General features: G+C 38.7%; 24 protein-coding genes. 11 read left to right on the top strand and 13 right to left on the bottom strand.

Translation table 11 applies throughout. The features are described 5' to 3' along the window. Window positions 1–211: 211 nt before the first annotated feature. Window positions 212–775: a DUF5366 family protein gene (locus tag ACQKOG_RS20690; protein WP_370078017.1), complete on the bottom strand. Its 564-nt coding sequence runs from the start codon at window positions 773–775 to the stop codon at window positions 212–214. Between the two features lie 150 nt (window positions 776–925). On the opposite strand from ACQKOG_RS20690, the gene ACQKOG_RS20685 reads away from it, so the two are divergent. From ACQKOG_RS20685 to mnhG, 7 genes are read left to right on the top strand one after another with little or no spacing between them, the layout of a single operon-like run. Continuing rightward, on the top strand, window positions 926–3340 hold the full coding sequence (locus ACQKOG_RS20685) for a Na+/H+ antiporter subunit A (RefSeq protein ID WP_402869257.1): 2415 nt from the start codon (window positions 926–928) through the stop codon (window positions 3338–3340). Continuing rightward, window positions 3327–3749 (top strand): Na(+)/H(+) antiporter subunit B, encoded by a 423-nt coding sequence (locus ACQKOG_RS20680; protein WP_370078021.1) that lies wholly within the window; start codon window positions 3327–3329, stop codon window positions 3747–3749. The genes ACQKOG_RS20685 and ACQKOG_RS20680 overlap by 14 nt, the downstream gene beginning before the upstream one ends. Beyond that, complete coding sequence (locus ACQKOG_RS20675; RefSeq protein ID WP_249106769.1) at window positions 3749–4090, top strand: Na(+)/H(+) antiporter subunit C; 342 nt, start codon at window positions 3749–3751, stop codon at window positions 4088–4090. Before ACQKOG_RS20680 ends, ACQKOG_RS20675 begins: the two co-directional genes overlap by 1 nt. Then, on the top strand, window positions 4083–5570 hold the full coding sequence (locus ACQKOG_RS20670) for a Na+/H+ antiporter subunit D (protein WP_427448189.1): 1488 nt from the start codon (window positions 4083–4085) through the stop codon (window positions 5568–5570). Before ACQKOG_RS20675 ends, ACQKOG_RS20670 begins: the two co-directional genes overlap by 8 nt. A 4-nt stretch (window positions 5571–5574) precedes the next feature. Next, window positions 5575–6054 carry a Na+/H+ antiporter subunit E gene (locus ACQKOG_RS20665; protein WP_370078025.1) on the top strand — a complete coding sequence of 160 codons (480 nt, stop codon included), beginning with the start codon at window positions 5575–5577 and terminating at the stop codon, window positions 6052–6054. Further along, window positions 6051–6332, top strand: a complete 282-nt coding sequence (locus ACQKOG_RS20660) for a Na(+)/H(+) antiporter subunit F1 (RefSeq protein WP_142510536.1) — start codon at window positions 6051–6053, stop codon at window positions 6330–6332. Before ACQKOG_RS20665 ends, ACQKOG_RS20660 begins: the two co-directional genes overlap by 4 nt. Further along, the gene (gene mnhG / locus ACQKOG_RS20655; RefSeq protein ID WP_370078027.1) at window positions 6316–6684 is read left to right on the top strand and encodes a monovalent cation/H(+) antiporter subunit G; all 369 of its coding nucleotides are present in this window, start codon (window positions 6316–6318) and stop codon (window positions 6682–6684) included. Before ACQKOG_RS20660 ends, mnhG begins: the two co-directional genes overlap by 17 nt. 49 nt (window positions 6685–6733) lie before the next feature. On the opposite strand, the gene ACQKOG_RS20650 is transcribed toward mnhG, so the two are convergent. The 5 genes from ACQKOG_RS20650 to ACQKOG_RS20630 form a co-directional block, all read right to left on the bottom strand. After that, on the bottom strand, window positions 6734–7204 hold the full coding sequence (locus ACQKOG_RS20650; RefSeq protein WP_370078029.1) for a GNAT family N-acetyltransferase: 471 nt from the start codon (window positions 7202–7204) through the stop codon (window positions 6734–6736). Between the two features lie 203 nt (window positions 7205–7407). Continuing rightward, window positions 7408–8004, bottom strand: coding sequence for an adenylyl-sulfate kinase (gene cysC, locus ACQKOG_RS20645; protein WP_370078031.1), 597 nt, complete (start codon window positions 8002–8004; stop codon window positions 7408–7410). Next, the gene (sat, locus tag ACQKOG_RS20640) at window positions 8001–9140 is read right to left on the bottom strand and encodes a sulfate adenylyltransferase (RefSeq protein ID WP_370078033.1); all 1140 of its coding nucleotides are present in this window, start codon (window positions 9138–9140) and stop codon (window positions 8001–8003) included. The genes cysC and sat overlap by 4 nt, the downstream gene beginning before the upstream one ends. 213 nt (window positions 9141–9353) lie before the next feature. Further along, window positions 9354–10418, bottom strand: a complete 1065-nt coding sequence (locus ACQKOG_RS20635; protein WP_370078035.1) for an inorganic phosphate transporter — start codon at window positions 10416–10418, stop codon at window positions 9354–9356. A gap of 12 nt (window positions 10419–10430) precedes the next feature. Continuing rightward, window positions 10431–11132, bottom strand: a complete 702-nt coding sequence (locus tag ACQKOG_RS20630) for a phosphoadenylyl-sulfate reductase (RefSeq protein ID WP_427448188.1) — start codon at window positions 11130–11132, stop codon at window positions 10431–10433. 432 nt (window positions 11133–11564) lie between these two features. Between ACQKOG_RS20630 and ACQKOG_RS20625 the strand changes: the two genes are divergently transcribed. The 4 genes from ACQKOG_RS20625 to ACQKOG_RS20610 are packed head-to-tail and all read left to right on the top strand — an operon-like array spanning window position 11565 to window position 15438. After that, on the top strand, window positions 11565–12617 hold the full coding sequence (locus tag ACQKOG_RS20625) for a sulfate ABC transporter substrate-binding protein (RefSeq protein WP_370078039.1): 1053 nt from the start codon (window positions 11565–11567) through the stop codon (window positions 12615–12617). A gap of 15 nt (window positions 12618–12632) precedes the next feature. Then, window positions 12633–13466 (top strand): sulfate ABC transporter permease subunit CysT, encoded by an 834-nt coding sequence (cysT, locus tag ACQKOG_RS20620; RefSeq protein ID WP_402869267.1) that lies wholly within the window; start codon window positions 12633–12635, stop codon window positions 13464–13466. Between the two features lie 9 nt (window positions 13467–13475). Next, entirely contained in the window at window positions 13476–14351 is an 876-nt protein-coding gene (gene cysW / locus ACQKOG_RS20615) for a sulfate ABC transporter permease subunit CysW (protein ID WP_370078043.1), read from the top strand. A 16-nt stretch (window positions 14352–14367) separates the two neighbouring features. Then, on the top strand, window positions 14368–15438 hold the full coding sequence (locus ACQKOG_RS20610; RefSeq protein WP_370078045.1) for a sulfate/molybdate ABC transporter ATP-binding protein: 1071 nt from the start codon (window positions 14368–14370) through the stop codon (window positions 15436–15438). Window positions 15439–15685: 247 nt separating this feature from the next. Here the strand turns inward: ACQKOG_RS20610 and cysI are convergent, their stop codons facing one another. The 7 genes from cysI to ACQKOG_RS20575 form a co-directional block, all read right to left on the bottom strand. Next, a complete protein-coding gene (cysI, locus tag ACQKOG_RS20605; RefSeq protein ID WP_370078047.1) occupies window positions 15686–17407 on the bottom strand; it encodes an assimilatory sulfite reductase (NADPH) hemoprotein subunit in 1722 nt (573 codons plus the stop codon). A gap of 17 nt (window positions 17408–17424) precedes the next feature. Beyond that, window positions 17425–19212 carry an assimilatory sulfite reductase (NADPH) flavoprotein subunit gene (locus tag ACQKOG_RS20600; protein ID WP_427448187.1) on the bottom strand — a complete coding sequence of 596 codons (1788 nt, stop codon included), beginning with the start codon at window positions 19210–19212 and terminating at the stop codon, window positions 17425–17427. A gap of 63 nt (window positions 19213–19275) precedes the next feature. Beyond that, a complete protein-coding gene (locus ACQKOG_RS20595; RefSeq protein ID WP_370042262.1) occupies window positions 19276–19425 on the bottom strand; it encodes a YezD family protein in 150 nt (49 codons plus the stop codon). Beyond that, a complete protein-coding gene (locus tag ACQKOG_RS20590; RefSeq protein ID WP_370078051.1) occupies window positions 19425–20165 on the bottom strand; it encodes a sirohydrochlorin chelatase in 741 nt (246 codons plus the stop codon). The genes ACQKOG_RS20595 and ACQKOG_RS20590 overlap by 1 nt, the downstream gene beginning before the upstream one ends. A 12-nt stretch (window positions 20166–20177) precedes the next feature. Further along, window positions 20178–20954 (bottom strand): uroporphyrinogen-III C-methyltransferase, encoded by a 777-nt coding sequence (cobA, locus tag ACQKOG_RS20585; protein ID WP_415731838.1) that lies wholly within the window; start codon window positions 20952–20954, stop codon window positions 20178–20180. 270 nt (window positions 20955–21224) lie between these two features. Next, window positions 21225–21434: a hypothetical protein gene (locus tag ACQKOG_RS20580; protein WP_370078055.1), complete on the bottom strand. Its 210-nt coding sequence runs from the start codon at window positions 21432–21434 to the stop codon at window positions 21225–21227. 68 nt (window positions 21435–21502) lie between these two features. Continuing rightward, window positions 21503–23011 (bottom strand): leucyl aminopeptidase, encoded by a 1509-nt coding sequence (locus ACQKOG_RS20575; RefSeq protein ID WP_370078057.1) that lies wholly within the window; start codon window positions 23009–23011, stop codon window positions 21503–21505. Window positions 23012–23058 lie beyond the last annotated feature (47 nt).

Genomic DNA, 23058 nt, shown 5'->3' with positions numbered 1-23058 from the left:
CTTTAAGCACTCCTTTCCGATTCCGTGACATCCGCCGGAGGCTTAACTTCTTACAGCGGATGTCTTTTGTACCGAAAGCGTAGCGACAGGTACAGATGTTTGGACAACCGCTGTAAGAAGTTAAAAGGAGCAGCCCTGAGTGAAATTCTTCACTCTAGGGCTGCTCCTTTATTGTTTTAACGTTACTATGTAATTTAATAAACCACGGCATTTAATGAGCAAACGGTAAGCTTGCCAAAATACCATTATACAATTTTAAAACAACATAAACTAATAGCGATAATAGTATTGTCCACATAAAAAGCTCAAATACTAATAAGCCAATCGTTCCACCCATCGACATAAAATGACTCATTTTATAGATAAGGTAAATAAAGTAGATAAAAACAGTTAAGATAAAAATACCTACTAAAACGTAAATAAATTGAATAGCAAAGGCTGAACAGATTGCACCAACCAATAAAATGATGTATCCACCTCGTGCTTGATTAACTGTCGCACCATCATGATCCTTTGAGAAAAACAACATTCCTAGTTCATGAATAGTTTCCCCTACTAATTTTAATGCCGAAAATAACATAAAAAAGATTACTGCAAAGACAATTAGCAAGAATACACGGAGCTCGAAATCGGATAAAAACTCACGCATGCCGGAATACACACCGATTGCATGAAAAACTAGCAACGATTCACTTACTGCATACATTCCAAATGTCAAACTAAACAATAAAATCGTAATTAATGGTAGATAACCATAAATATAAGGGTTCTTCATAAATTTTTTTCCTCTATTATTATTGATAACTTCCTATTTATAATATATCCAAAATTCTTCCACTATCGCAAGCTAAATCCTATGAGCATATGCATTCATACAAAAAGTACGATATAATTAACATACTTATCTGCATAAAGGAGGATTTTTTTGTTACAAGTACTTTATATTTTCATTCCAATGCTTGCTGCAATATTTGTGCCACTTTTATATAAAAGCATTAAAAATATTCACACAGGCTGGTTTGTTCTTGCGGTACCTGCTACACTCGCGATTATTTACGCGTCTTATATCGGAAAAGTAGCAGATGGTAAAGTATTTCTTGAAGAGCTTCCTTGGATTCCATCGCTTGATATTTCCATCGTTTCTTATTTAGATGGACTTAGCTTGCTGTTCTCATTACTGATTACTGGAATTGGCTCATTAGTCGTACTTTACTCTATTTTTTACTTAGACAAACATAAAGAAAAATTACATAATTTTTATGTTTACCTATTATTATTTATGACCGCAATGCTAGGAGTAGTACAGTCAGATCATTTAATTACGCTGTACTTCTTTTGGGAACTAACATCTATTTCATCATTTTTACTGATTGGCTATTGGTATTCTCGTGATGCCTCTCGCTTTGGTGCACTTAAGTCAATGATGATTACAGTCGGTGGCGGCTTAATGATGTTAGGAGGATTCATCCTTCTTTATATAATGGGAGGAACGTATTCAATCCGTGAACTTATTATCATGGCACCTAGTTTAGTGCAGCATCCGCTGTTCACCTGGTCGCTCGTTTTAATACTTCTAGGAGCATTTACGAAATCTGCCCAATTCCCATTCTACATTTGGTTACCAGATGCAATGGAAGCGCCAACACCAGTAAGTGCATACCTTCACTCTGCAACAATGGTAAAGGCAGGTATTTATTTAGTTGCACGCTTTACACCGATTTTTGCTGTTTCTGAGCTTTGGGTATGGCTCGTTACAGGCGTAGGTATCTTAACGCTATTCTGGGGTTCATTCTTTGCTGTGAAGCAAACAGATTTAAAAGGGATCCTTGCTTTCTCTACAGTGAGTCAGCTTGGACTTATAATGTCATTGCTCGGCGCAAGTGCTTTGGCGTTTCATGGCAACGGGGCAACAGATACTATTAAATTTGCTGCCTTTGCGGCGATTTTCCACCTTATTAACCACGCAACATTTAAAGGAAGCCTATTCATGATTGCTGGTATTGTCGATCATGAAACAGGTACACGTGATATTCGTAAGCTCGGAGGCTTAATGAGTATTATGCCGCTTAGCTTTACAGTAGCGGCAATCGGAAGCTTATCAATGGCTGGTCTACCGCCATTTAATGGCTTCTTAAGTAAGGAAATGTTTTTAACTGCAATGCTTGCACTGCAAAATTTCGAATTTTTAGGCTTTGAAACATGGGGAGCACTCTTCCCGATTGTTGCTTGGATTGCTAGTATATTTACATTTGTCTATAGCTTCTATTTTGTTTTCAGAACATTTACTGGTAAATATACACCAGAAAAATTACCTCATAAACCACACGAAGCACCGATTGGCATGCTAATTTCGCCGATGATTTTAGCAGCATTAGTCGTAACAATATTCTTTATTCCGAACCTAGTTGGTGATACTTTTGTAAAGCCAGCAGTACAAGCTATTCAGCCATTCTTATATGATTCACCGAAGGATATTGATATTCATGTGGCAGCCTGGCATGGTGAAATTACACCTGAATTGCTTATGACGTTTGGCATAGTAATTGTTGGGGTTCTATTATTTGTAGCGTTACCGAAATGGCAGGGTATTTATCAAAAATTCCCACGAGCTTTAACATTAAATAATGCATACAACAAGATTATGCTTGGACTAGATGTTGGGTTAAATCGCGTATCACGTCTTTATATGACAGGCTCTATGCGTCACTACCTGCTGTATATGTTTAGTAGCATTACAGCAATTGTAATAGGTTCTTTATTTGTGAAGGATGCTTTTACAGTCTCCTTCCAAGATACTGCACCTATTCATCCTTACGAGATCATTTTAGTTTTGGTGTTAGTCGTTGGAACAGCCATTACTATTTTAGCAAAATCACGTTTAACAGCCATTATAGGTCTTGGTGCAGTGGGCTACACAGTAGCATTATTCTTCGTTATTTTTAATGCTCCTGATTTAGCATTAACACAGCTTGTCATTGAAACAATTTCTGTTGCGCTATTTTTACTAGCGTTTTATCATCTGCCTAAGCTTGGAAAACGAGAAGAGCGCATGAGATTCCAATTAAATCGCGCGATTGTTTCCATTGCAGTCGGTGTTATGGTTACGCTTTTAGCACTGTCTGCACATTCACAAAAATTGATTCCAACTATTTCGAAGTATTATGAGGAAACAGTTTATTCAAAAGCAGGCGGTGGAAACATTGTCAACGTGATCTTAGTAGACTACCGTGGCTTTGATACATTATTTGAAATTACAGTACTAGCTATTGCTGGAATGGCTATTTTAGCAATGATAAAGCTACGCATGAATAGAAAGGAGAAAACACATGAAAACAAATGATGTCATTATACAATTTACAACAAAAATTGTATTCTTCATTATTTTCTTCTTCTCCATTCATATTTTTCTCGCTGGTCATTACACACCTGGAGGCGGCTTTGTTGGTGGACTTTTAACATCGAGTGCTATTGTACTCTTAGTCCTTGCCTTTGATTTAAATACGGTTCGTAAGGTTTTACCTATAAATTATACGTATTTAACAGCAATTGGCTTACTACTTGCACTGGCAACAGCCGCTTTCCCAATGTTTGTAGGTCAACCGTTTTTTACACATTTCTTTGATTATTTCGATTTACCGCTTCTAGGCAAACAGTCATTACACACGGCTATGCTTTTTGATAGCGGTGTCTATTTGGTTGTTGTCGGCGTTACGATGACCATTATTCAAACGATTGGGGAGGATGAATAATGGAAATATTGATGGCGTTTGTCATAGGCTTTCTGTTTATGGCAGCGGTTTATTTAATCTTATCTAAAAGCTTATTGCGTATTATTATCGGGACAGGCCTTTTAAGTCATGGCGCTCATCTTCTCATTTTAACGATGGGCGGGCTAGGTGGAGAAGCACCACCTGTTTTAAAGGAAGGGGCAAAAACTTTTGCAGACCCATTACCACAGGCGCTTATTTTAACAGCGATTGTTATTAGTTTTGGGGTAACAGCTTTCTTCCTTGTACTAGCATACCGTTCTTATCAGGAGCTTGAGACAGATGATATAAGCTTAATGAGAGGAAGTGATGAGGATGAATAACTTCCTTCTACTGCCAATTATCATCCCGTTTTTCTTCGGTATGATTTTAATGTTTGGGCAAAAAAACTTAAAATACCAACGTTCATTCACATTACTTGGTATAGGGCTCGCACTTACATCAGCGATTTCACTACTTTTAAAGGTGAAAAATGACGGTATCCAAAAGGTGACATTCGGAGATTGGCCTGTGCCATATGGCATTACGATGGTTTCTGATATGGTGTCCGCACTGCTTGTCACAACAACGCTGCTGATCGCACTTTTTGTTGTTTGGTATGGCTTCGGTTCCATCACAAAGGAACGTGAACGCTTCTTCTACTATCCTGGAATTATGTTTATTTTAACCGGGGTTAACGGGGCATTTACGACAGGCGATATTTTTAACCTTTTCGTATTCTTCGAGGTATTGTTAATGGCCTCTTATTTACTCATCGTTCTTGGGGGCGAGAAAGGACAGCTTAAAGGTTCTATTAAATATATTTTAATTAATGTTATTTCATCTGCATTATTTGTTATTACAGTTGCCTACCTTTACTCTGTAGTAGGTACATTAAACATGGCAGATATTGCAGTAAAGATTGCTGAAATTAATCAACCAGGTATCGTTACTGTTATCGCTGTACTATTTTTAATGGTATTTGGGTTAAAAGCGGCTATTTTCCCGCTATACTTTTGGCTTCCAACTTCTTATGCAGCAGCACCTATACCAGTACTAACGCTATTTGGTGCACTACTAACAAAGGTGGGCATTTATGCGATTACTCGAACATATACATTGTTCTTTGTTCATGATTTATCGTATACACATGATCTACTGATGGCATTAGCAGTTGCAACAATTATTGCGGGCTGTATTGGTGCACTTGCCTATCACGATGTAAAGCTCATCATTATCTATAATATTGTCATAGCTGTAGGTGTTATTTTATTCGGTGTATCTCAAATGAATGAAATCTCCCTAAAAGGTGCAATGTTCTATTTAATTCATGACATGCTTATAAAAGCAGCGCTCTTTATGTTAATAGGCATAGTGATTTACATTACGGGTACATCTGATTTACGAAAAATGGGCGGTCTTATGAATAAATATCCTGCTCTTGGTTGGTGCTATTTAATTGCAGCATTTGGTCTAGCAGGGATTCCTCCACTTAGTGGCTTCGTTGGAAAGCTGTTGATTGTACAGGGAGGCTTTGAAGCAGGCAGTAAATGGAGCAGTATTTTTATTTTAGCTTCGTCTCTTCTCGTTTTATTGTCTGTTATTCGTATTTTCCTTTATGCCTTTTGGGGTGAAGAAAAAGAAACAACGGGTACTGTCGATAAAAAAGTCTACAATACTCTATTTGTGCCTACTGTGCTTTTAGTACTCATTACTGTAGCCTATGGTGTAGGCTCTGAATGGATTACTCCATTTATGGACGATGCGGCAAAACTATTAAGTGATCCATCTATTTATATAGATGCTGTAATGAAGGGGGATTAGAGATATGGCATTTCAAATTATTTTAAATGTTGTACTTGCCTTCGTTTGGATGTTCCTTTCTTCTAATTACACAGCAACAGGCTTTATCGTTGGGTTCATTCTCGGTATTATATTGCTCATTATTATGCGAAGGTTTTTTACTACCCGACTTTACGTCTACCGTATATGGGCAATGATTAAACTGACGTTACTCTTTTTAAAGGAGTTAGTGTTAGCGAATATACAAGTTCTTCAAGTAGTCTTAAAGCCTAAGTTGGATATGCAGCCTGCATTCTTTGCCTATCCGACTGTTTTAACAGAAGAATGGGAAATTACTTTATTATCAAGTCTTATTACGTTAACACCTGGTACAATAGTAGTGCATGTATCAGATGATGCAAAAACTTTGTATGTACATGCTATCGATATGAGTGATGTCGATGAAGCGATTACAGCAATTCGAGATTCATTTGAGAAAGCGATTTTGGAGGTGAGTAAATCATGACAACATTTATTATTGCTTCGATTGTAGTGATTTGCTTATCAATGATTGCAGTCATTTATCGAATGGTTAAAGGACCTTCTGCATCCGATCGTGTAGTAGCATTGGATTCATTAGGTGTATCAGTAATCTCGCTAATTGGACTGTTTTCAGTACTGGTTGAAACAAGCTTCTTCCTGGAGATTATATTATTGTTAGCGATTTTATCGTTTATCGGTACTGTTGCTTTCTCTAAATTCATAGAGAAAGGAGATATCATTAAACGTGACAATTCTCGCTAATAGTTTAGTTATCTTTTTCATTTCTGTAGGGGTGCTATTTATAGTTGTGACAGCCATTGGTCTTGTCCGTTTACCTGATTTGTACACACGTGCGCACGCTGCTTCTAAAAGTGCAACGCTCGGTGTCATGTGCGTACTCATTGGCGTATTCTTTCACTTTTGGCTGATTGAAGATCACTTTAATCCCCGCATTTTGCTCGGTATACTGTTCCTGTTTATCACAGGTCCTGTCGGAGGGCATATTATGGCTCGCTCCTCATACATCGCTGGCGTAAAACCTTGGAAAGGCACAGTACACGACGAGCTGGGACCTGAAATTGATCGGATGAAAAAGGAACAAGGCATTAAATAACTTTTCAAAAATAGTTGGCCAATGAATAAACTTCATTGGCCAACTTTTTTTAATTATTTGATAGCATAAAAAATTCCTTCTCTAAACCAATGCCTTCCCAAAAGTTTAGTGCTAAGTCATTTTCTAAATCTACATAGACATTTACTACAGTAGTATCATGTTCGTCATTAAACCAATTCACTAAATCATCTACTAGACGTTTAGCAACCTTCTGTCTTCTATATACTGGTACTACATAAACCTCGTCTATTTGACCGTAGTTCATATCGTAAATAAAATCCTTTTTGATCGATGCCAATCCAAAACCAATCATTTCATTATTTTCATTCGTTGCTATATAAATGGCCCCATATTTTGAATGAATATATTGTTCCAGCTGTTCTTGAATTCCCTTCCTTTCACTCTCCCCTAATTCACAATCTGCCGTTTCTATGGCATTTTCATTCCATAGTTCCAATATTTCATTTAATAATTTCTGGTTTACAACATCCTCAGTTAATAGTTGAATATGTATGCTCATTTCTTTCATCTCCTATAACGTTTGATGATTTAATCATCTCACAATATATGGAATCATTCTATTATAAACAGGTAAATCTACCAATTAATTATACTTCGGCATAATTGTTGCTGTCGCTTCGCTTTCGGTACAAAAAACATTCGCTGAAAGAAGTTAAAAAAATCTGCTCATCATAAGTAAGCAGATTCTTTAAGAAAACAGATTTAGTATATATATCCTTTTAAAGTTAATATGTCTGTGAGCTGTTCTACGCATTCTTCGATAGAATGGCGTTCTGTGTCTAAAATAATTTCTGGGTTTTCCGGTTCTTCATAGGGTGCACTAATCCCAGTAAAGTTTGGAATTTCCGCATTACGAGCTTTTTTATAAAGACCTTTTGGATCACGTTTTTCACATGTTTCAACAGAACACTTCACATAGACCTCTATAAATTCTCCGGCTTCCACAAGCTCACGGACAACTTGACGATCTTCACGGTAAGGTGAAATAAAAGCAGTTAGAACAATTTGTCCATTTTCCACAAAAAGCTTAGATACCTCTCCAATACGTCGTATATTTTCTTTACGGCTTGTTTCGTCGAATCCTAAATCCTTATTTAAGCCATGGCGAACATTATCACCATCTAAGACAAATGCTTGATTGCCCCGTTCAAAGAGTCGGCGCGCGAAGGCATTCGCCACAGAAGATTTTCCTGATGCTGATAAACCAGTGAACCATAAAATAAAGCTTTGATGCTTGTTTTGTGTACGACGCTCCTCTTTCGTAATGGACGCTTCATGCCAAACGATGTTTGAACTCACTTTAAAACCTCCTTACGCATCCCTTTAATTAGTACATCCACAACCTCTTTACGACTAAATGTACTTGGTGGTACTTCGCCATTACGTAACATTTCACGAACCTTAGTACCCGATAAAATAACATGTGCTGAGCTATCATGTGCACAAGTTTTCGTCGTTGCCATGCCTTCACATATGTTGCAATAGAAGCTATGCTCAAATTTTAAAGGAACAATTCCTAATTCATCTTCCGTAAATTGTTCAAAGATTTTTTGTGCATCGTATGTGCCATAGTAATCACCAACACCTGCATGGTCACGCCCAACGATAAAATGCGTACAGCCATAATTTTTTCGTACAAGTGCATGGAAGATAGCTTCCTTTGGCCCTGCATAACGCATTGCAGCTGGAAACACGCCTAATTGCACGCGTTTTTCAGGATAATAATTTTGTAGTAAAACTTCGTAACTTTCCATGCGAATTGCAGCTGAAACATCGTCTGACTTCGTTTCCCCAACTAGCGGATTTAAAAATAATCCATCAATTGTTTCAAGTGCAGCCTTTTGAATATATTCATGTGCTCGATGCACAGGATTCCGTGTTTGGAAGCCAACAATTGTTTTCCAACCCTTTTCAGCAAAAAGCTTTCGTGTTTCAAGCGGATCGAATGAATAGCCAGGAAACTTTTGCTCTAGACGTTTTACTAATGTAATTTTTCCACCCACATAAATACTTGGACGTTCAAGCAACTTGTTAACACCTGGATGCTGTATATCCTCCGTGCCGTATATTAACAATGCCTCTTTCCGTTTATTTGGCTCATAAATATCGGCAACTTCAATAACACCATAAACAGCATCACCGAATACTAGTTTTGCCTCATCACCAGGCTGCAATGTTGTCGCTACATCCTTTGCTACAGGTAATGTAATCGGAATACTCCATACCACGCCTGACGCTAAACGTGTATGTTCAACAACGGATTCATAATCTTCCTGCGTTAAAAAACCTTCAATTGGACTGTAACCACCGATAGCAATTAACTCTAAATCACTCAGTGCAATGGCATCAAGCTCGATAACTTTATTTATATGCGTTACATCCTTCTCTGGATTAAAGGCTTGCACTAATAGTCCACCATGTGGTTGTAAACTCATCAAAATCTCCTCCTAGTTCTATAAAATTACTCATTTATATTTAAGTGTATTTGCATATTTTATTGATTTTTTGTCTTAGGCAAATTGAGGCTTCTGCAATTGACTGGCTTCCTTTCAAAAGTGATCGGGCATCTCCTCTGATTTGATCGGCTTCCTTTCAAAAGTGATCGGGTACTCCTCTGATTTGATCGGCTTTCCTCCTCAACCGGATATTTAAATTCCTTCACCCGCATCGTATATTGAGCGCTCTTCTTCACGCATTGTTCGCATTAAACTAATGACACCCAGTGTTCCAACAATAATACTGCCAATTAATACGATGGCATAGACATCTTTCTCTAAAAAAAGTTGTACTAAAAAATAGGAAATGGCTAAAGAAAGGATTGGCGAGACAATCCAAATACGGATTATTTTTTTCACAATATGCTTATGGAAAATTTGTTTCCCGTCTTTGGCCATCCCCATTCCGATAATCGAAGAGGATGTTACTTGTGTTAATGGTACGGGAAGCCCAAAGATAGAGCTTATACCGACTAGAAATGCACCTGTACTCGATATTAATATTCCTTCTGCCTTTTCAAAGCGCATAATTTTTTTTCCGTTTGTTTCAAGCACACGTTTTCCTAGTAGCACCGCCCCAAGCGCCACAAATGCCCCACCAAGCAATATTCCAGTTGTTACACTCATCATTCCTGCACCAACAAGAGGCCCAATTGCATTTGCTACGTTATTCATCCCTGCTGAAAATGCTTCGAAAAATCCTGCAAACACAAGGAGAATCGTTAATATTGGATGATCTTTTAACAAACCTTTAACTCGTAATTTATACAGCCACTTCCCAAAGACAAATGCAATGACAAACGCTATGATTGGCACTATTACCCAAAACGATATGATGACAAGCAATGATTTAATATATAACACTTTGTAGGCAATCCCTACACCTACAACTGCTCCTACTGTCACTTCACTTGTTGATAACGGAATGCCTAAAAGATTGGCGAGAAATAGTGAGCTTGTCGCAGAAACCAATATAATAATGACAATCTTTACTGTAATGTACTCCTGCGGCATTATGCCGGAGCTGATTGTTTTTACTACCTCTCCACCTCCAAGAACTGCCCCAGAAAAAACTCCTACTGAGCAAATGAGCAATGCTTGCCAAGCTTTTTTGATGGCACCTGCTCCGTAAGCAACTCCCATTGAGGCTGCCGCTCCACTAGCACCTATATTCATCGCAAAAAATAAACTAATCGCTATTGCTACATATTCAAGCATGGCAAAACTCCTTTACTCATGTAATCCACACTCAGTTTTACCAGACCCCTGCCATCTACCTGAACGCAAATCATCCATTGTAAATGCTGGTTTTGTACAATGCTCACAGCCAATGCTTGGATAGCCTTTATCATGTAAAGGATTGTACGGCAAATTATGCTTTGAAACATACCGCCAGATATCCTTCCATGACCAATGAATGAGTGGACAAATTTTAATGGATTTAAATTTATCGTCATGATTGATAAAGTTCATATTTTGTCGGGTTGGTGATTGTTCACGTCGTAAGCCTGAAATCCAAGCCTTTGCTCCAGCTAACGCTTCATGTAACGGCACAATTTTGCGAATTTCGCAGCATTTATTTGGATTAGACTTCCATAATTCATTACCAAATTCTATTGCCTGTTGTTCGAGTGTCAGTGCAGGTTTTTGCATAATAATGTTAAGCTGCGGATATTTTTCTTTTACTTTATCAATTGTTTCATATGTTTCCTTAAAATGAACATCTGTATCTAAAAAGATAATCGTAGCATTAGGCTTCACCTTTGAAATAAGGTCAATCAAGACAATTCCCTCAATCCCAAAGCTACATGCATAGACGATATCCTCACCATATTCAGCATAACTCCACTGTAAAACCTCCAATGCACCCTTATTCGTTTCGTCTACCTGAAAATTCAATGTTGGCTCATGCCAAGTTGCATATGTTAGCATATAATCCCCCTCATAACGAAAAAGAGGCGTTCTAACGAAAGACATATATAGACATGTCTTTGTTAAAACGCCTCTAGTTTTACTAGCCAGCTTATTAGTTCATTATGTAATGATTGTTCACTAGTATTGCCTACCCCGTTCTACAATCATTTTTCTTATTACCCAATATATACTAAAGTACACCTAGTAGTCAACTAGGTTTTTGTAAAAATTCATTTCAATGAGTCCAAATTTTTTATCCCGGTCAAAAGTAATATCTTTAATTCCATGTTGACTAATAGGAAATATATGTTTAATGTATAACTAAGCTTTGAACCAAACCAATATAAAATGCTGATCAGAGGATCTGAAGGCCATCTACTTATGACGATTATAAATCGTATTGGTAGATGGCCTTTTGTTTCTCTAGACAAAAAAGGAGCGATATATTTTATGAAAAAAAGAAAACAACTTTTCCAATCGTTAGCATTGATATCTGCATTAACGCTGACATTAACAGGTTGTGGTAGTAGCTCTTCGGAAAAAGATACAGGTGCTCAGGATACCAAAAAAACTGTAGAACTATTAAATGTATCTTATGATCCAACACGTGAGCTTTACGAGGAGTTCAACAAAGATTTTATAAAAAAATGGAAGGATGAAACCGGTCAAGATGTAACGATAAAACAATCACATGGTGGCTCTGGTAAACAAGGTCGAGCTGTAATCGATGGTCTGAAGGCTGATGTTGTGACACTAGCACTAGCTTACGATATTGATGAGATTGCACAAGCTCGAGGCCTATTAAAAAAAGATTGGCAAACAAAATTTGAAAATAACTCTACACCTTATACATCGACTATTGTCTTTTTAGTACGCAAAGGCAATCCAAAGGGTATTAAAGACTGGGATGATTTAATAAAAGACGATGTATCTGTCATCACACCAAACCCTAAAACATCTGGTGGTGCACGGTGGAATTATTTAGCCGCTTGGGCCTATGCAGGGAAATTATATAACAATGATGAGGCAAAAATAAAAGAATTTATGAAAGCTCTATATAGCAATGTGGAGGTGCTGGATTCTGGTGCACGCGGCGCTACAACAACTTTTGTTGAACGTAAAATTGGTGACGTTTTAATTGCATGGGAAAATGAAGCCTATTTATCGCTTAATGAATTGGGTGATGATGAGTTTGACATCATTACACCTTCTTTAAGTATTTTAGCTGAGCCTCCTGTGGCAATTGTTGACAAAATCGTTGATAAAAAAGGTACACGCGAAGTAGCAGAGGCCTATTTAAAGCATTTATATAGTAAGCGGGGTCAAGAAATTGCTGCTAAAAATTACTATCGACCACGAGATGAAAAAATTCTAGCAAAATATCAAGAGCAATTCCCAAAACTTGAACTTGTTTCAATCGATGATTTCGGTGGCTGGGCAGAAGCACAAGCAAAACATTTTAAAGATGGTGGTACATTCGACGAAATTTATGTACCTCAATAAGGAGACCTATCTATTATGAGTAGTTTAACTGCTAATAAGAAAACACGCCGCATTATCCCTGGCTTTCACCTTTCTCTTGGCTATACCATGTTATATGTTAGCTTGCTAGTCTTATTGCCACTATCGATGATTTTTATTCATACAATGTCTCTAAGCTGGACAGAGTTTGTTAATATTGTGACCGACCCTCGTGCTGTTGCTTCCTATAAGGTAAGCTTCAGTACAGCTCTCGCTGCTGGTTTATTAAATGTTATTTTTGGCACAATCATTGCTTGGGTGCTTGTGCGCTATAGCTTTCCCTTTAAACGAATCATCGATGGGCTTGTCGATTTACCATTTGCTTTACCAACTGCTGTAGCAGGCATTGCCTTAACATCACTCTATGCACCAAATGGTTGGATTGGTCAATTTTTCAATTTTAAAATTGCCTTTACACCACTCGGCATTATCATTGCCCTTACATTTATCGGGCTACCATTTGTCGTTCGTACTGTGCAGCCTGTCTTACAAAATATTAGTGCTGAGGTTGAGGAAGCCTCTGCAAGCCTTGGAGCAACTCGTCTACAAACCTTTCGTAAAGTGATTTTTCCAGAGCTTGCTCCTGCCATTTTAACAGGTTTTTCATTAGCATTTGCACGTGCACTAGGAGAGTATGGTTCTGTTGTTTTTATCGCCGGGAATATGCCGATGAAGACTGAAATTACGCCATTAATTATTATGACAAAGCTCGAACAATATGACTACGCTGGTGCAACTGCTATTGCAGTGATCATGCTTGTCACGTCCTTCATCCTATTATTTAGCATTAATTTAATACAATGGTTGGCAAATCGTCGCTTTGTACATTAGGAGGTATTTATGGAACAGTCAACATTTATACAGCAAGTTGCTCCTGAAAAAAATAATGCAGTGACAAAGTCTGCTGCCTTACAAGAGCCTCGCTTTGTCCGATATACGCTAACTTTTATTGCGCTAGCTTTTTTAGCATTGTTCATTGTGCTTCCGCTAGTATCAATTTTTTCCACTGCCTTTCAAAAAGGAGTAGACGTATATGTAGCAGCTATCACACATCCAGATGCATTGGCGGCTATTAAGTTAACCTTAACTGTCGTCGCGATTGCAGTACCAATAAACGCAATCTTTGGAGTTATGGCTGCTTGGGCTTTAACAAAGTTCAACTTTAAAGGGAAAAATCTATTACTTACGATTGTCGATCTTCCTTTTGCAGTATCTCCTGTTATTGCAGGTTTAGTATTTATTTTGTTATTTGGCTCACAGGGACTATTTGGGGATTGGCTATTTGAACATGACATTAACATTGTTTTTGCGCTACCTGGTATTGTCCTAGCTACTGTCTTTGTCACGTTGCCCTTTGTTGCACGGGAGCTTATTCCTCTTATGCAGACACAAGGCACTTCTGAGGAGGAGGCATCCATTTCACTTGGTGCCAATGGTTTTAAAACATTTTGGCATGTGACATTGCCAAATATCAAATGGGGCTTATTGTACGGCCTTATCCTATGTAATGCTCGGGCAATCGGTGAATTTGGTGCCGTTTCTGTTGTATCAGGGCATATTAGAGGGATGACAAATACGATGCCCCTTCATATTGAAATTTTATACAATGAATACCAATTTGCAGCAGCCTTCGCCGTTGCTTCATTGATGAGCGTGATCGCCATTATTACACTTATCGTTAAAGATATTATTGCTTGGAAATCAAAATCTGCCTAAAGGAGGTATTGTCAGCATGAGCATTCAAATTAAAAATGTATCTAAAAAATTCGGTTCCTTTCAAGCTTTAGAAGATGTTTCACTTCATATTCAATCAGGGGAACTGGTTGCCCTTCTCGGCCCATCTGGTTCTGGCAAAACTTCTTTACTACGCGTTATTGCTGGGCTTGAAACGTCAGATGTTGGCGAGATTTTATTTGACGGTCAATCGATGATAGATCGTCATCCAAAGGAGCGAAATGTAGGCTTTGTATTCCAGCATTATGCGCTTTTTCGCCATATGACAGTTTTTGATAATGTCGCTTACGGTCTTAAAGTACGCCCTCGTAAAACAAGACCTTCTAAACTTGAAATTAAGGACAAAGTGATGGAACTTCTACGACTCGTCAAACTAGATAATTTTTCTGATCGTTACCCAACTCAGCTTTCAGGTGGGCAACGTCAGCGTGTTGCACTTGCTAGAGCTCTCGCCGTGGAGCCCAAGGTGCTTTTATTAGATGAACCTTTTGGAGCACTGGATGCTAAGGTACGCAAGGAATTGCGGCGCTGGCTACGAAAGCTTCACGATGATTTTCATATAACAAGCATTTTTGTTACACACGATCAGGAAGAGGCACTTGATGTTGCAGACCGAATTGTCGTGATGAACAACGGCAAGATAGAGCAAATTGGTAGCCCAGACGACGTATACACAAACCCAAAGAGCCCTTTTGTTTTTGATTTTTTAGGTAATGTGAATCTCTTTAAAGGACGATTACATAATGGTAAGCTCCTGCATGGTGAATTTGCGATTGATGTACCTGGCGTACAAGAACATACAGAGGATCATGCAGTAGGCTATGTACGTCCCCATGATATTCATATTGAGAAAACTAACGTACCTGGCACCGTCCCCGTCAAAGTAAGCCATATTCATTTGCTCGGACCTATCGTGCAGATTGAGCTACGTCGTGAAGATATAGATGAATTTTTAGAGGCAGAACTGACTAAAGAACAATTTACTAATCTGCAGCTTAAGGTTGGTGACCATGTATTTGTCAGACCAAAGCAATTAAAAGTCTTTATCCCCGAAGACTTTTCCATTTAAAAAAGCCGTGTAGCAAATTTCTGCTACACGGCTCTTAGTGTTGAAAAACAAAATGATCAAGGAAATATTGTGAAATGTTCTGCCGCTTTAAATGATGATGATTCCCGTTCTAGGCTACTAGTCACACAACTAAGCGTCCAGTCGGAACGGAAATCAATCCCTCATTTTGCCGAAGACCCAGACTTTATTTAATAGGACACAACAACATAAGCCCTGTAGCAAAGAAATTTGCTACAGGGCTACTATTTTATTTATGATGAAAATCTCGTCCGTCGTGAACAGCTGTTACATAGCCAGCACGAATAACAAAATCACCGAAATGCTCGCCATCTTGACGTTCCTTCGCATAGCGCAGAAGGATTGGACGAAGCTCCGCTAAAATCTCCTCTTCACCTATATTTTCGCGATAAATTTTATTGAGACGATTACCAGTAAAGCTCGCCCCTAAATACATATTATATTTTCCTGGACCTTTACCGATAAAGCCAATCTCAGCCATTGCTGCGCGTGAGCAACCATTCGGACAGCCTGACATGCGAATAACGATTTCTGTATCGTTTAAGCCTGCTTCATCGATGATTGTTTCTATTTTTGTAATAAGAGAAGGCAGGTAACGCTCTGCTTCTGCCATGGCTAAACCACATGTTGGTAACGAAACGCAAGCAATCGAATTACGACGCAATGCAGAATAGTGTGCACCATCTGTAAGCTTGTATTGCTCAATAATAGCAGCGATTTTTTTCTTCTTTTGCGGCGTTACATTACTAATCATTAAATTTTGGTTTGGCGTTAAGCGGAAATCACCCGTATGCACCTTCGCAATTTCTCGTAATCCTGTTAGTAGCTCATAATTTTCAAAGTCCTTAATACGACCATTTTGAATAAATAATGTATAATGCCATTGGCCTTCTGCACCTTTAATCCAGCCAAACTCATCACCTGTACGATTAAAGGTAAATGGACGAGCCTCTTGAATATCCCAGCCTAGACGACGTGTTAGTTCTTCGTTAAACCATTCAAGTCCTCTAGCATCAATTGTATATTTAAAACGTGCATTTTTACGAACCGAACGATTCCCATAATCGCGCTGAATCGTAATAATTTTCTCCGCTGTTTCCAGTAGTTTATCAGGTGTGATAAAGCCAATTATACGAGCAAGCTGTGGGTATGTTTCATGATCGCCATGTGTCATGCCCATTCCTCCGCCAACTGCTACGTTAAAACCTATTAACTTATCCTCTTCAGCAATTGCAATTAACCCTATATCTTGTGAGAATACGTCCACATCATTACTTGGCGGAACAGCAATACCAATTTTAAATTTACGTGGCAAATATTGCGCACCGTATATAGGTTCAATTTCTTCATCTTGAGTGTCAACTACCTTTTCACCATCTAGCCATAGTTCATGGTAAGCTCGTGTTCTAGGCAGTAAATGCTCACTTAATTTGGCAGACCAATTATAGATTTCCTCATGTAATGCGGATTGATTGGGATTCACATTACACATGACATTACGATTGACATCTCCGCAGGCAGCTAGAGAATCTAATAACACCTCATTAATTTCCTGCATATATTTTTTGACGTTCCATTTTAAAATACCGTGCACTTGGAACGCCTGACGTGTCGTTAATTTTAAGGAGCCGTTACCATACTTTCTCGCCATTTCATCCATTACAAGCCATTGTGCTGGAGTAGCTGCTCCGCCCGGTGTACGTACACGCACCATAAATTGATAGGCAGGCTCAAGCTTTTGACGCTGGCGTTCATTACGAAGATCGCGGTCGTCTTGTAAATAACTACCATGGAACTTCATTAGACGATTATCATCCTCTGGAATACCTGAGCTTAATGGATTGTTCATCGTACGTTCTAATGTCCCGCGTAGATAATTACTGTCGGTTTTAATACGTTCTACATCACTAGGCTTCCCTGGTTGTGGAGGTAGAATAATTTTTCCTGTCATTTGTTATCGCTCCTTTATTAATAGACGTCACGTTGATAGCGTTTCTGCTGTTTTAGCTCTTGAACAAAGGCTTTCGCTTCCTCTGGCGTTTTTTGTCCCTGTTGTTCAATAACGCGAAGTATTGTTGCATCAACATCAGCAGCCATTGATTTTTCATCGCCACAGACGTAAATGATAGCTCCTTGCTCTAGCCATTCATAAAAGGCGACAGCATTTTCCTCAATTTTATGTTGAACATATATTTTTCTATCTGTATCACGTGAAAAGGCGACATGCATTTCACTGAGCGTGCCTGCAGCAAGCCAACGCTGCCAATCCGTTTGATAAAGGAAGTCAGTGACAAAATGTTGATCCCCCAAAATTAGCCACGCTTTTCCTTCGACGCCTAATTCCTCACGCTCCTCCAAAAATGCACGATACGGGGCTACACCTGTGCCAGCACCAATCATAATAATCGGTGTATCCTCATGCTCCGGTAATCTAAAGTTCGGATTTTTATGAACATATATCTTTAATGTATCTCCAATTTGAATATGTTCCGCTACACTTCCGGAGCAAACACCAAGACGTTGTCGTCCATTCGTCTCATAGCTTACTTTCCCAATTGTTAAATGTACTTCTTCACTATTTGCCTTTTGACTACTAGCAATGGAATATAGACGTGCTGGAATTTTACGTAGTAAATCTACAAATTGCTGCGCATCCCATATAAATGGTGCAAAGTCTTGCACAACGTCAAGTAAATCTCTTCCTTTTGCATAGTCCTTCCAGGAATTAGAGCCCTCAAGTAGCTTTGTAAATTGCTCATGGACCGTATAGGCACCAATTTTTTGTAACAACGGCTTTGACAGTACAGTAATTTCTAGCTTTTTTTGTAATGCATCCTTTAATGGTAGCGTTTCTTCGAAGACGGTTACATCCGTTTGTGGATCAAACTGTAACGCAGTGATTAAAGCATCTACTAGCTTTTCATCATTATCTGGTTGAATACCGATACTATCTCCTGGTTCGAAGTGGAAACTTGCACCTTCGATGGATAATTCAATATGGCGTGTTTCTTTGTTTGATCCTCGGCCGTTTAAATTAATGTTTTCAAGTACTTCTGCATAAAACGGATTTTTACGAGAATATGTAGTGTCTCCTTGTACTGTCTGATTTTGTGTAGTAGATGTAGCAGCTAAATCGGTCTGTTGCAACAACTCCTGCTGAACAGCAGAAAACCATTGTGCAGCCGTGTCATCATAATCTACATCACAATCTGTGCGAGGGACGATTAGAGTTGCCCCTAATTTTGCAAGTTGCTCATCAAAATCCTTTCCTGTTTTACAGAAAAATTCATAAGAACTATCTCCTAAGGCTAGTACAGAATAATGAAGATGCTCTAACCTAGGAGCACGCTTACTATGCAAAAAATCGTAGAACTGTATTGCTTGATCAGGCGGATCCCCTTCCCCATGCGTGCTAACAATGAGCAAAAGATTCGTTACCTTTTTTAAATTATTTGGTTTAAACGTTGCTAGCGATGAAATGGTTACGTCGACATCGTTATCTTTCAAGGCTGAGGCATATTTTTCAGCTAACCCCTGACTATTGCCTGTTTGTGAACCATATAAAATCGTCACTGTCTTGGTGCTTGGTTTTACTATCGGCGTTGCTTCTTCGACAACAGCATCAATAGTTGCTAGTGGTGCACTTAAATAGCCGTTTAACCACACCCTCTGTTCTCCTGTTAGTTTAGGAAGCAGCTCATTTAACAGCTTTACCTGCTCCTCATTAAATGGACTATTCACTACTTGCAGTTTCAATCTTGCCACCTCACGTATTCGTATCATTTTCTACTCTTGATATTTTGTCTGACAAAAACATTATTATCGAAGTCGGATTTTTTCCTTCTTTTCAATTTGGACCACATAGGAATTTTGCACAATCAATGTAATCGATCCGTGGTTCACAGTATTTAAAATTTGGCGAACATTATCTAATGCTAGATTTACATTTTCAGTTCTTTTATCTATCATTACAAAACACCTTCCTCGGTAAATTTTAACAATGGATAAATACGTTCCACTAAAACTTTCTTTACATTGTCGTCATAGCCTAAACTTTCACATAACATAACGTTCTTATTCTCATAATCTTGTAATCGCCTTGTTATGCTTTGGCGCAAAATCCCAGTAAACAACAAATACGGCACTATAAATACTGGATTGGTCCTATTCTTCTCTTGTTGTAACCACTCTTCAAACGTAGGACCCATTCCATATAAAAAACATGTGTCTACGGTTTTATAAGCATATTTATCACGTAATCTTGCCGCAATTTTGGCTAAAACACTCTTTACTTCAGGATCACTACTCCCACGACCTATAAGTAAAACACTTGCATCGTTAGTAGGGCACCTTGCTTCTAAAATTCTAGTCTGTAATGTATCAATTAATAGTTCATGGACACCAAGTGGTTCACCGTATGTAAAACGCACTTGTGGATGCTGTTTTTTTGCTTTTTCAATTTCATTCGGAATATCGTGTTTTGCATGCTGAGCGGCAAGCAATAAAATAGGCACGATCGCTATAGCTGTAGCCCCTTGGTTAATACAGCTTGCTATACCTTCAGCAATTGTCGGCGTCGCGAGTTCTAAAAAACTAATTTCTTGAATCGGTATGTCAATCTCCTGTTGTACACTCTTTAGAAAGGTTACAGCTTGCTCTACTCCTGCCTTTACTCTACTTCCATGAGCGATATATAAAATGGCTTGCATAACCCCACATCCTTACACAGAAATTTCTGCTAACTGTGGCTGTGGAATGTTTTGCTCGAACCATTGAATTGTTTCCCTCAAAGTCACAACTTTCCCTACTACAATTACGCTTGGATTTTGAATATTTTCTCGCTGCACTAGTTCTTCAATATTAGCTAAAGTACCTGTGACTGTTTTTTGTTGAGAAAATGTACCCCAATGAATGAGCGCTATTGGTGTTTCTTGATCACGGCCATACTTAAGTAGCTGCTGACGGATATAGGGAAGGTTACCGACCCCCATATAAATAGCAATCGTATCAATCCCTTTCGCCAGACTTTCCCATCGGATGGCATCATCCTTGCCCTCTCTCATATGTCCAGTAACCACTGCAAAACTTGAGCTTAAGTCACGATGTGTAACAGGAATCCCAGCATAGGCAGGAGCTGCTATCCCTGAAGTAATGCCAGGCACAATTTCAAATGGAATATTATGCTGAGCTAGCACCTCTGCTTCCTCAGCCCCCCTTCCAAACACGAAGGGGTCGCCTCCCTTTAATCTCGTCACAATCAATCCTTGCTGTGCATAGCTGACAAGTGATTGATTAATTTGCTCTTGAATCATGGCGTGCTGCTGCGGTAGCTTACCGCAAAAGATAAGCTTAGCCTCTTGTTTAGCATAGGATAGTAGATTCTTATTAATGAGTCTGTCATACAGGATGACATCAGCACATTCGATACACCGTAATCCTTTTACCGTGATAAGATCAACATCACCAGGACCAGCACCCACTATAAAAACTTTTCCCATTTGATTTCACTCCCTCTTGTCAGATAGAAAAAAAAGACTCAAATCATTCATGGACAGAGCAATGTCTGTGAATAATTTGAGCCTCTAGTTTGCTAGTCAGCTACGTATTTAATTCTTAGTAATATAATAAGAATAATATATAATGTAGTATATTCTGTCAACAGTTTATTTAGTGCCTAGAATATGATATTTATTTTATTTACTTAATTAAAGAAAAAACCAGGTGTCACTTGCTGACATCTGGTTTTTTTGAGATCTATCTTATTTGAATTAAAATCTACGAGGACCTCTAAATGGTGGACCTGGTCTGAAACCTGGTCTGAAACCCGGACCGAAAAACGGCGGTCTGAAAAACGGTGGGCCGAAAAATGGCGGCCCGAAAAATGGTGGTCCAAAAAATGGCGGCCCGAAAAATGGCGGTCGGAAAAACGGCCCACCTACTGGCATAAAGCCTCCTGGAAAACCTCCGAAGAATGTCATAAGCTTCCTCCCTTTTTTTATTCTATCTTATGTAGGAGGATGCATTTATCACATGTCTATTGCCTATTCTATTTTTCTTCTCCCAAACGTTGCACAAAATTTGCTAGTGTACGTACCATTACTCCTGTACCACCTTTTGGACCTAGGTCATGTGCAGCAATCGCATCTGATGTTCCTGCTATATCTAGGTGAATCCATGGTGTGTCACCAACGAACTCTCCAACGAAGCCTCCACCAAAGATCATATGTCCATCACGACCAGGAGAGTTATTTAAATCAGCGACATCTGATTTACGAATTCGTTTTTTATCATTTTCTGTTAAAGGCATGCGCCACACAAATTCATCAGTCTCCTGTGCAGCTTCAATGAAAGCAACAAAGAATTCATCATCATTTGAAAGGGCACCTGTTTTATCCATACCAAGTGCTGTAATTACTCCACCCGTTAACGTTGCAACATCGATCAGGGAAGTCGCTCCTTGTTGTTTAGCATATGTAGTAGCGTCTGCTAATACTAAACGTCCTTCCGCATCGGTATTTAAAACTTCTACTGTCTTACCACTATATGTCGTAATGACATCATCTGGCTTAAATGCTGTGCCAGATACCATATTATCGGTAGAACCAATAACTGCAACGACATTTTTATTAGGACGTAATTCACCGATGATTTTCATGGCACCTAGCACTACTGCTGCACCACCCATATCACCCTTCATGCCTACCATTGCATCTTTTGGCTTTAAGGAGTAGCCACCTGTATCATACGTAACCCCTTTGCCGACAAGGCCAATTGGATCGTCAAAGTCTTCAGTCGCTTTATATTTTAATGTTATTAAACGAGGTTCTTCATGGGAGCCTTGATTGACACATAAAATACCACCCATACCAAGCTCCTCTATTTGTGCTTTATCTAAAATTTCCACTTCAAAATCGTACTCGACTGCAAGGGACTCTGCGTAATTAGCTAAGTCTGTCGCTGTCAGTAAGTTTGGTGGTAAATTAATTAAACTACGTGCTTCATTTACAGCATTTGCATAAATAGCACCAACCTCAAAGCCTGCCACCACTTCATCTAAATCATTAGCAGTAGTCACAATGTGAACAGCGGCAATACGTTTCTCTACTTCATTTGATGTTGTTTTGTAATGAGGAATTGAATAATAACCAAGTCCTGTTCCTTCACCAGCTAAAAAGGCAACATCTGTTACAGTAATCGACTCTGTCGTAAACGACTCAAGCCAAATGGAATATTCTTTAACCTTTAAGGCTCTTAGTTCCTTGCCAAGCGATCCAAATGCTGCACGAACATCGCCTTCTGTTAAGTTTTTTCGCTCATCTAAACCAACAAATAATATGCGTTTAAGATTTGCGTGGCCCTTCAAGAATGGCAATTTCGTTATTTTTTTTAGCTCAGTAGATACATCCCCTGCACTAATCCACATATCAAGGGATTCTCCATAAAATGTTGAAAAGCTTGCCCAATCCTGCATTTGCTCACGATGTTTAGTGACTCCTACTACTAACACTTCAGTTGAAATCGTTTCAAATGTTTTTGCTTCTTTTACAATATGCATGTTAAATTCCTCCATTCACTATTCTATTATACCTAAGTTTCAGAAAA

This window comes from Lysinibacillus sp. NPDC093216, assembly GCF_050280325.1.
Lineage (GTDB): Bacteria > Bacillota > Bacilli > Bacillales_A > Planococcaceae > Lysinibacillus.
The sequence above is the reverse complement of the archived record's forward strand: the minus strand, read 5'-3'. Positions and strand labels throughout refer to the sequence as shown.

Bases quoted from the DNA above. Each gene is read 5' to 3' on its own strand.
- cysI (WP_370078047.1), bottom strand. From the start codon at position 17,407: ATGACAGGAAAAATTATTCTACCTCCACAACCAGGGAAGCCTAGTGAT.
- cobA (WP_415731838.1), bottom strand. From the start codon at position 20,954: ATGGGAAAAGTTTTTATAGTGGGTGCTGGTCCTGGTGATGTTGATCTT.
- ACQKOG_RS20680 (WP_370078021.1), top strand. From the start codon at position 3,327: ATGAAAACAAATGATGTCATTATACAATTTACAACAAAAATTGTATTC.
- ACQKOG_RS20635 (WP_370078035.1), bottom strand. From the start codon at position 10,418: ATGCTTGAATATGTAGCAATAGCGATTAGTTTATTTTTTGCGATGAAT.
- cysW (WP_370078043.1), top strand. From the start codon at position 13,476: ATGGAACAGTCAACATTTATACAGCAAGTTGCTCCTGAAAAAAATAAT.
- ACQKOG_RS20580 (WP_370078055.1), bottom strand. From the start codon at position 21,434: ATGACATTCTTCGGAGGTTTTCCAGGAGGCTTTATGCCAGTAGGTGGG.
- ACQKOG_RS20660 (WP_142510536.1), top strand. From the start codon at position 6,051: ATGACAACATTTATTATTGCTTCGATTGTAGTGATTTGCTTATCAATG.
- ACQKOG_RS20575 (WP_370078057.1), bottom strand. From the start codon at position 23,011: ATGCATATTGTAAAAGAAGCAAAAACATTTGAAACGATTTCAACTGAA.
- sat (WP_370078033.1), bottom strand. From the start codon at position 9,140: ATGAGTTTACAACCACATGGTGGACTATTAGTGCAAGCCTTTAATCCA.
- ACQKOG_RS20630 (WP_427448188.1), bottom strand. From the start codon at position 11,132: ATGCTAACATATGCAACTTGGCATGAGCCAACATTGAATTTTCAGGTA.
- ACQKOG_RS20610 (WP_370078045.1), top strand. From the start codon at position 14,368: ATGAGCATTCAAATTAAAAATGTATCTAAAAAATTCGGTTCCTTTCAA.
- ACQKOG_RS20595 (WP_370042262.1), bottom strand. From the start codon at position 19,425: ATGATAGATAAAAGAACTGAAAATGTAAATCTAGCATTAGATAATGTT.
- cysT (WP_402869267.1), top strand. From the start codon at position 12,633: ATGAGTAGTTTAACTGCTAATAAGAAAACACGCCGCATTATCCCTGGC.
- ACQKOG_RS20665 (WP_370078025.1), top strand. From the start codon at position 5,575: ATGGCATTTCAAATTATTTTAAATGTTGTACTTGCCTTCGTTTGGATG.
- ACQKOG_RS20590 (WP_370078051.1), bottom strand. From the start codon at position 20,165: ATGCAAGCCATTTTATATATCGCTCATGGAAGTAGAGTAAAGGCAGGA.
- ACQKOG_RS20675 (WP_249106769.1), top strand. From the start codon at position 3,749: ATGGAAATATTGATGGCGTTTGTCATAGGCTTTCTGTTTATGGCAGCG.
- ACQKOG_RS20625 (WP_370078039.1), top strand. From the start codon at position 11,565: ATGAAAAAAAGAAAACAACTTTTCCAATCGTTAGCATTGATATCTGCA.
- ACQKOG_RS20690 (WP_370078017.1), bottom strand. From the start codon at position 775: ATGAAGAACCCTTATATTTATGGTTATCTACCATTAATTACGATTTTA.
- ACQKOG_RS20670 (WP_427448189.1), top strand. From the start codon at position 4,083: ATGAATAACTTCCTTCTACTGCCAATTATCATCCCGTTTTTCTTCGGT.
- ACQKOG_RS20650 (WP_370078029.1), bottom strand. From the start codon at position 7,204: ATGAGCATACATATTCAACTATTAACTGAGGATGTTGTAAACCAGAAA.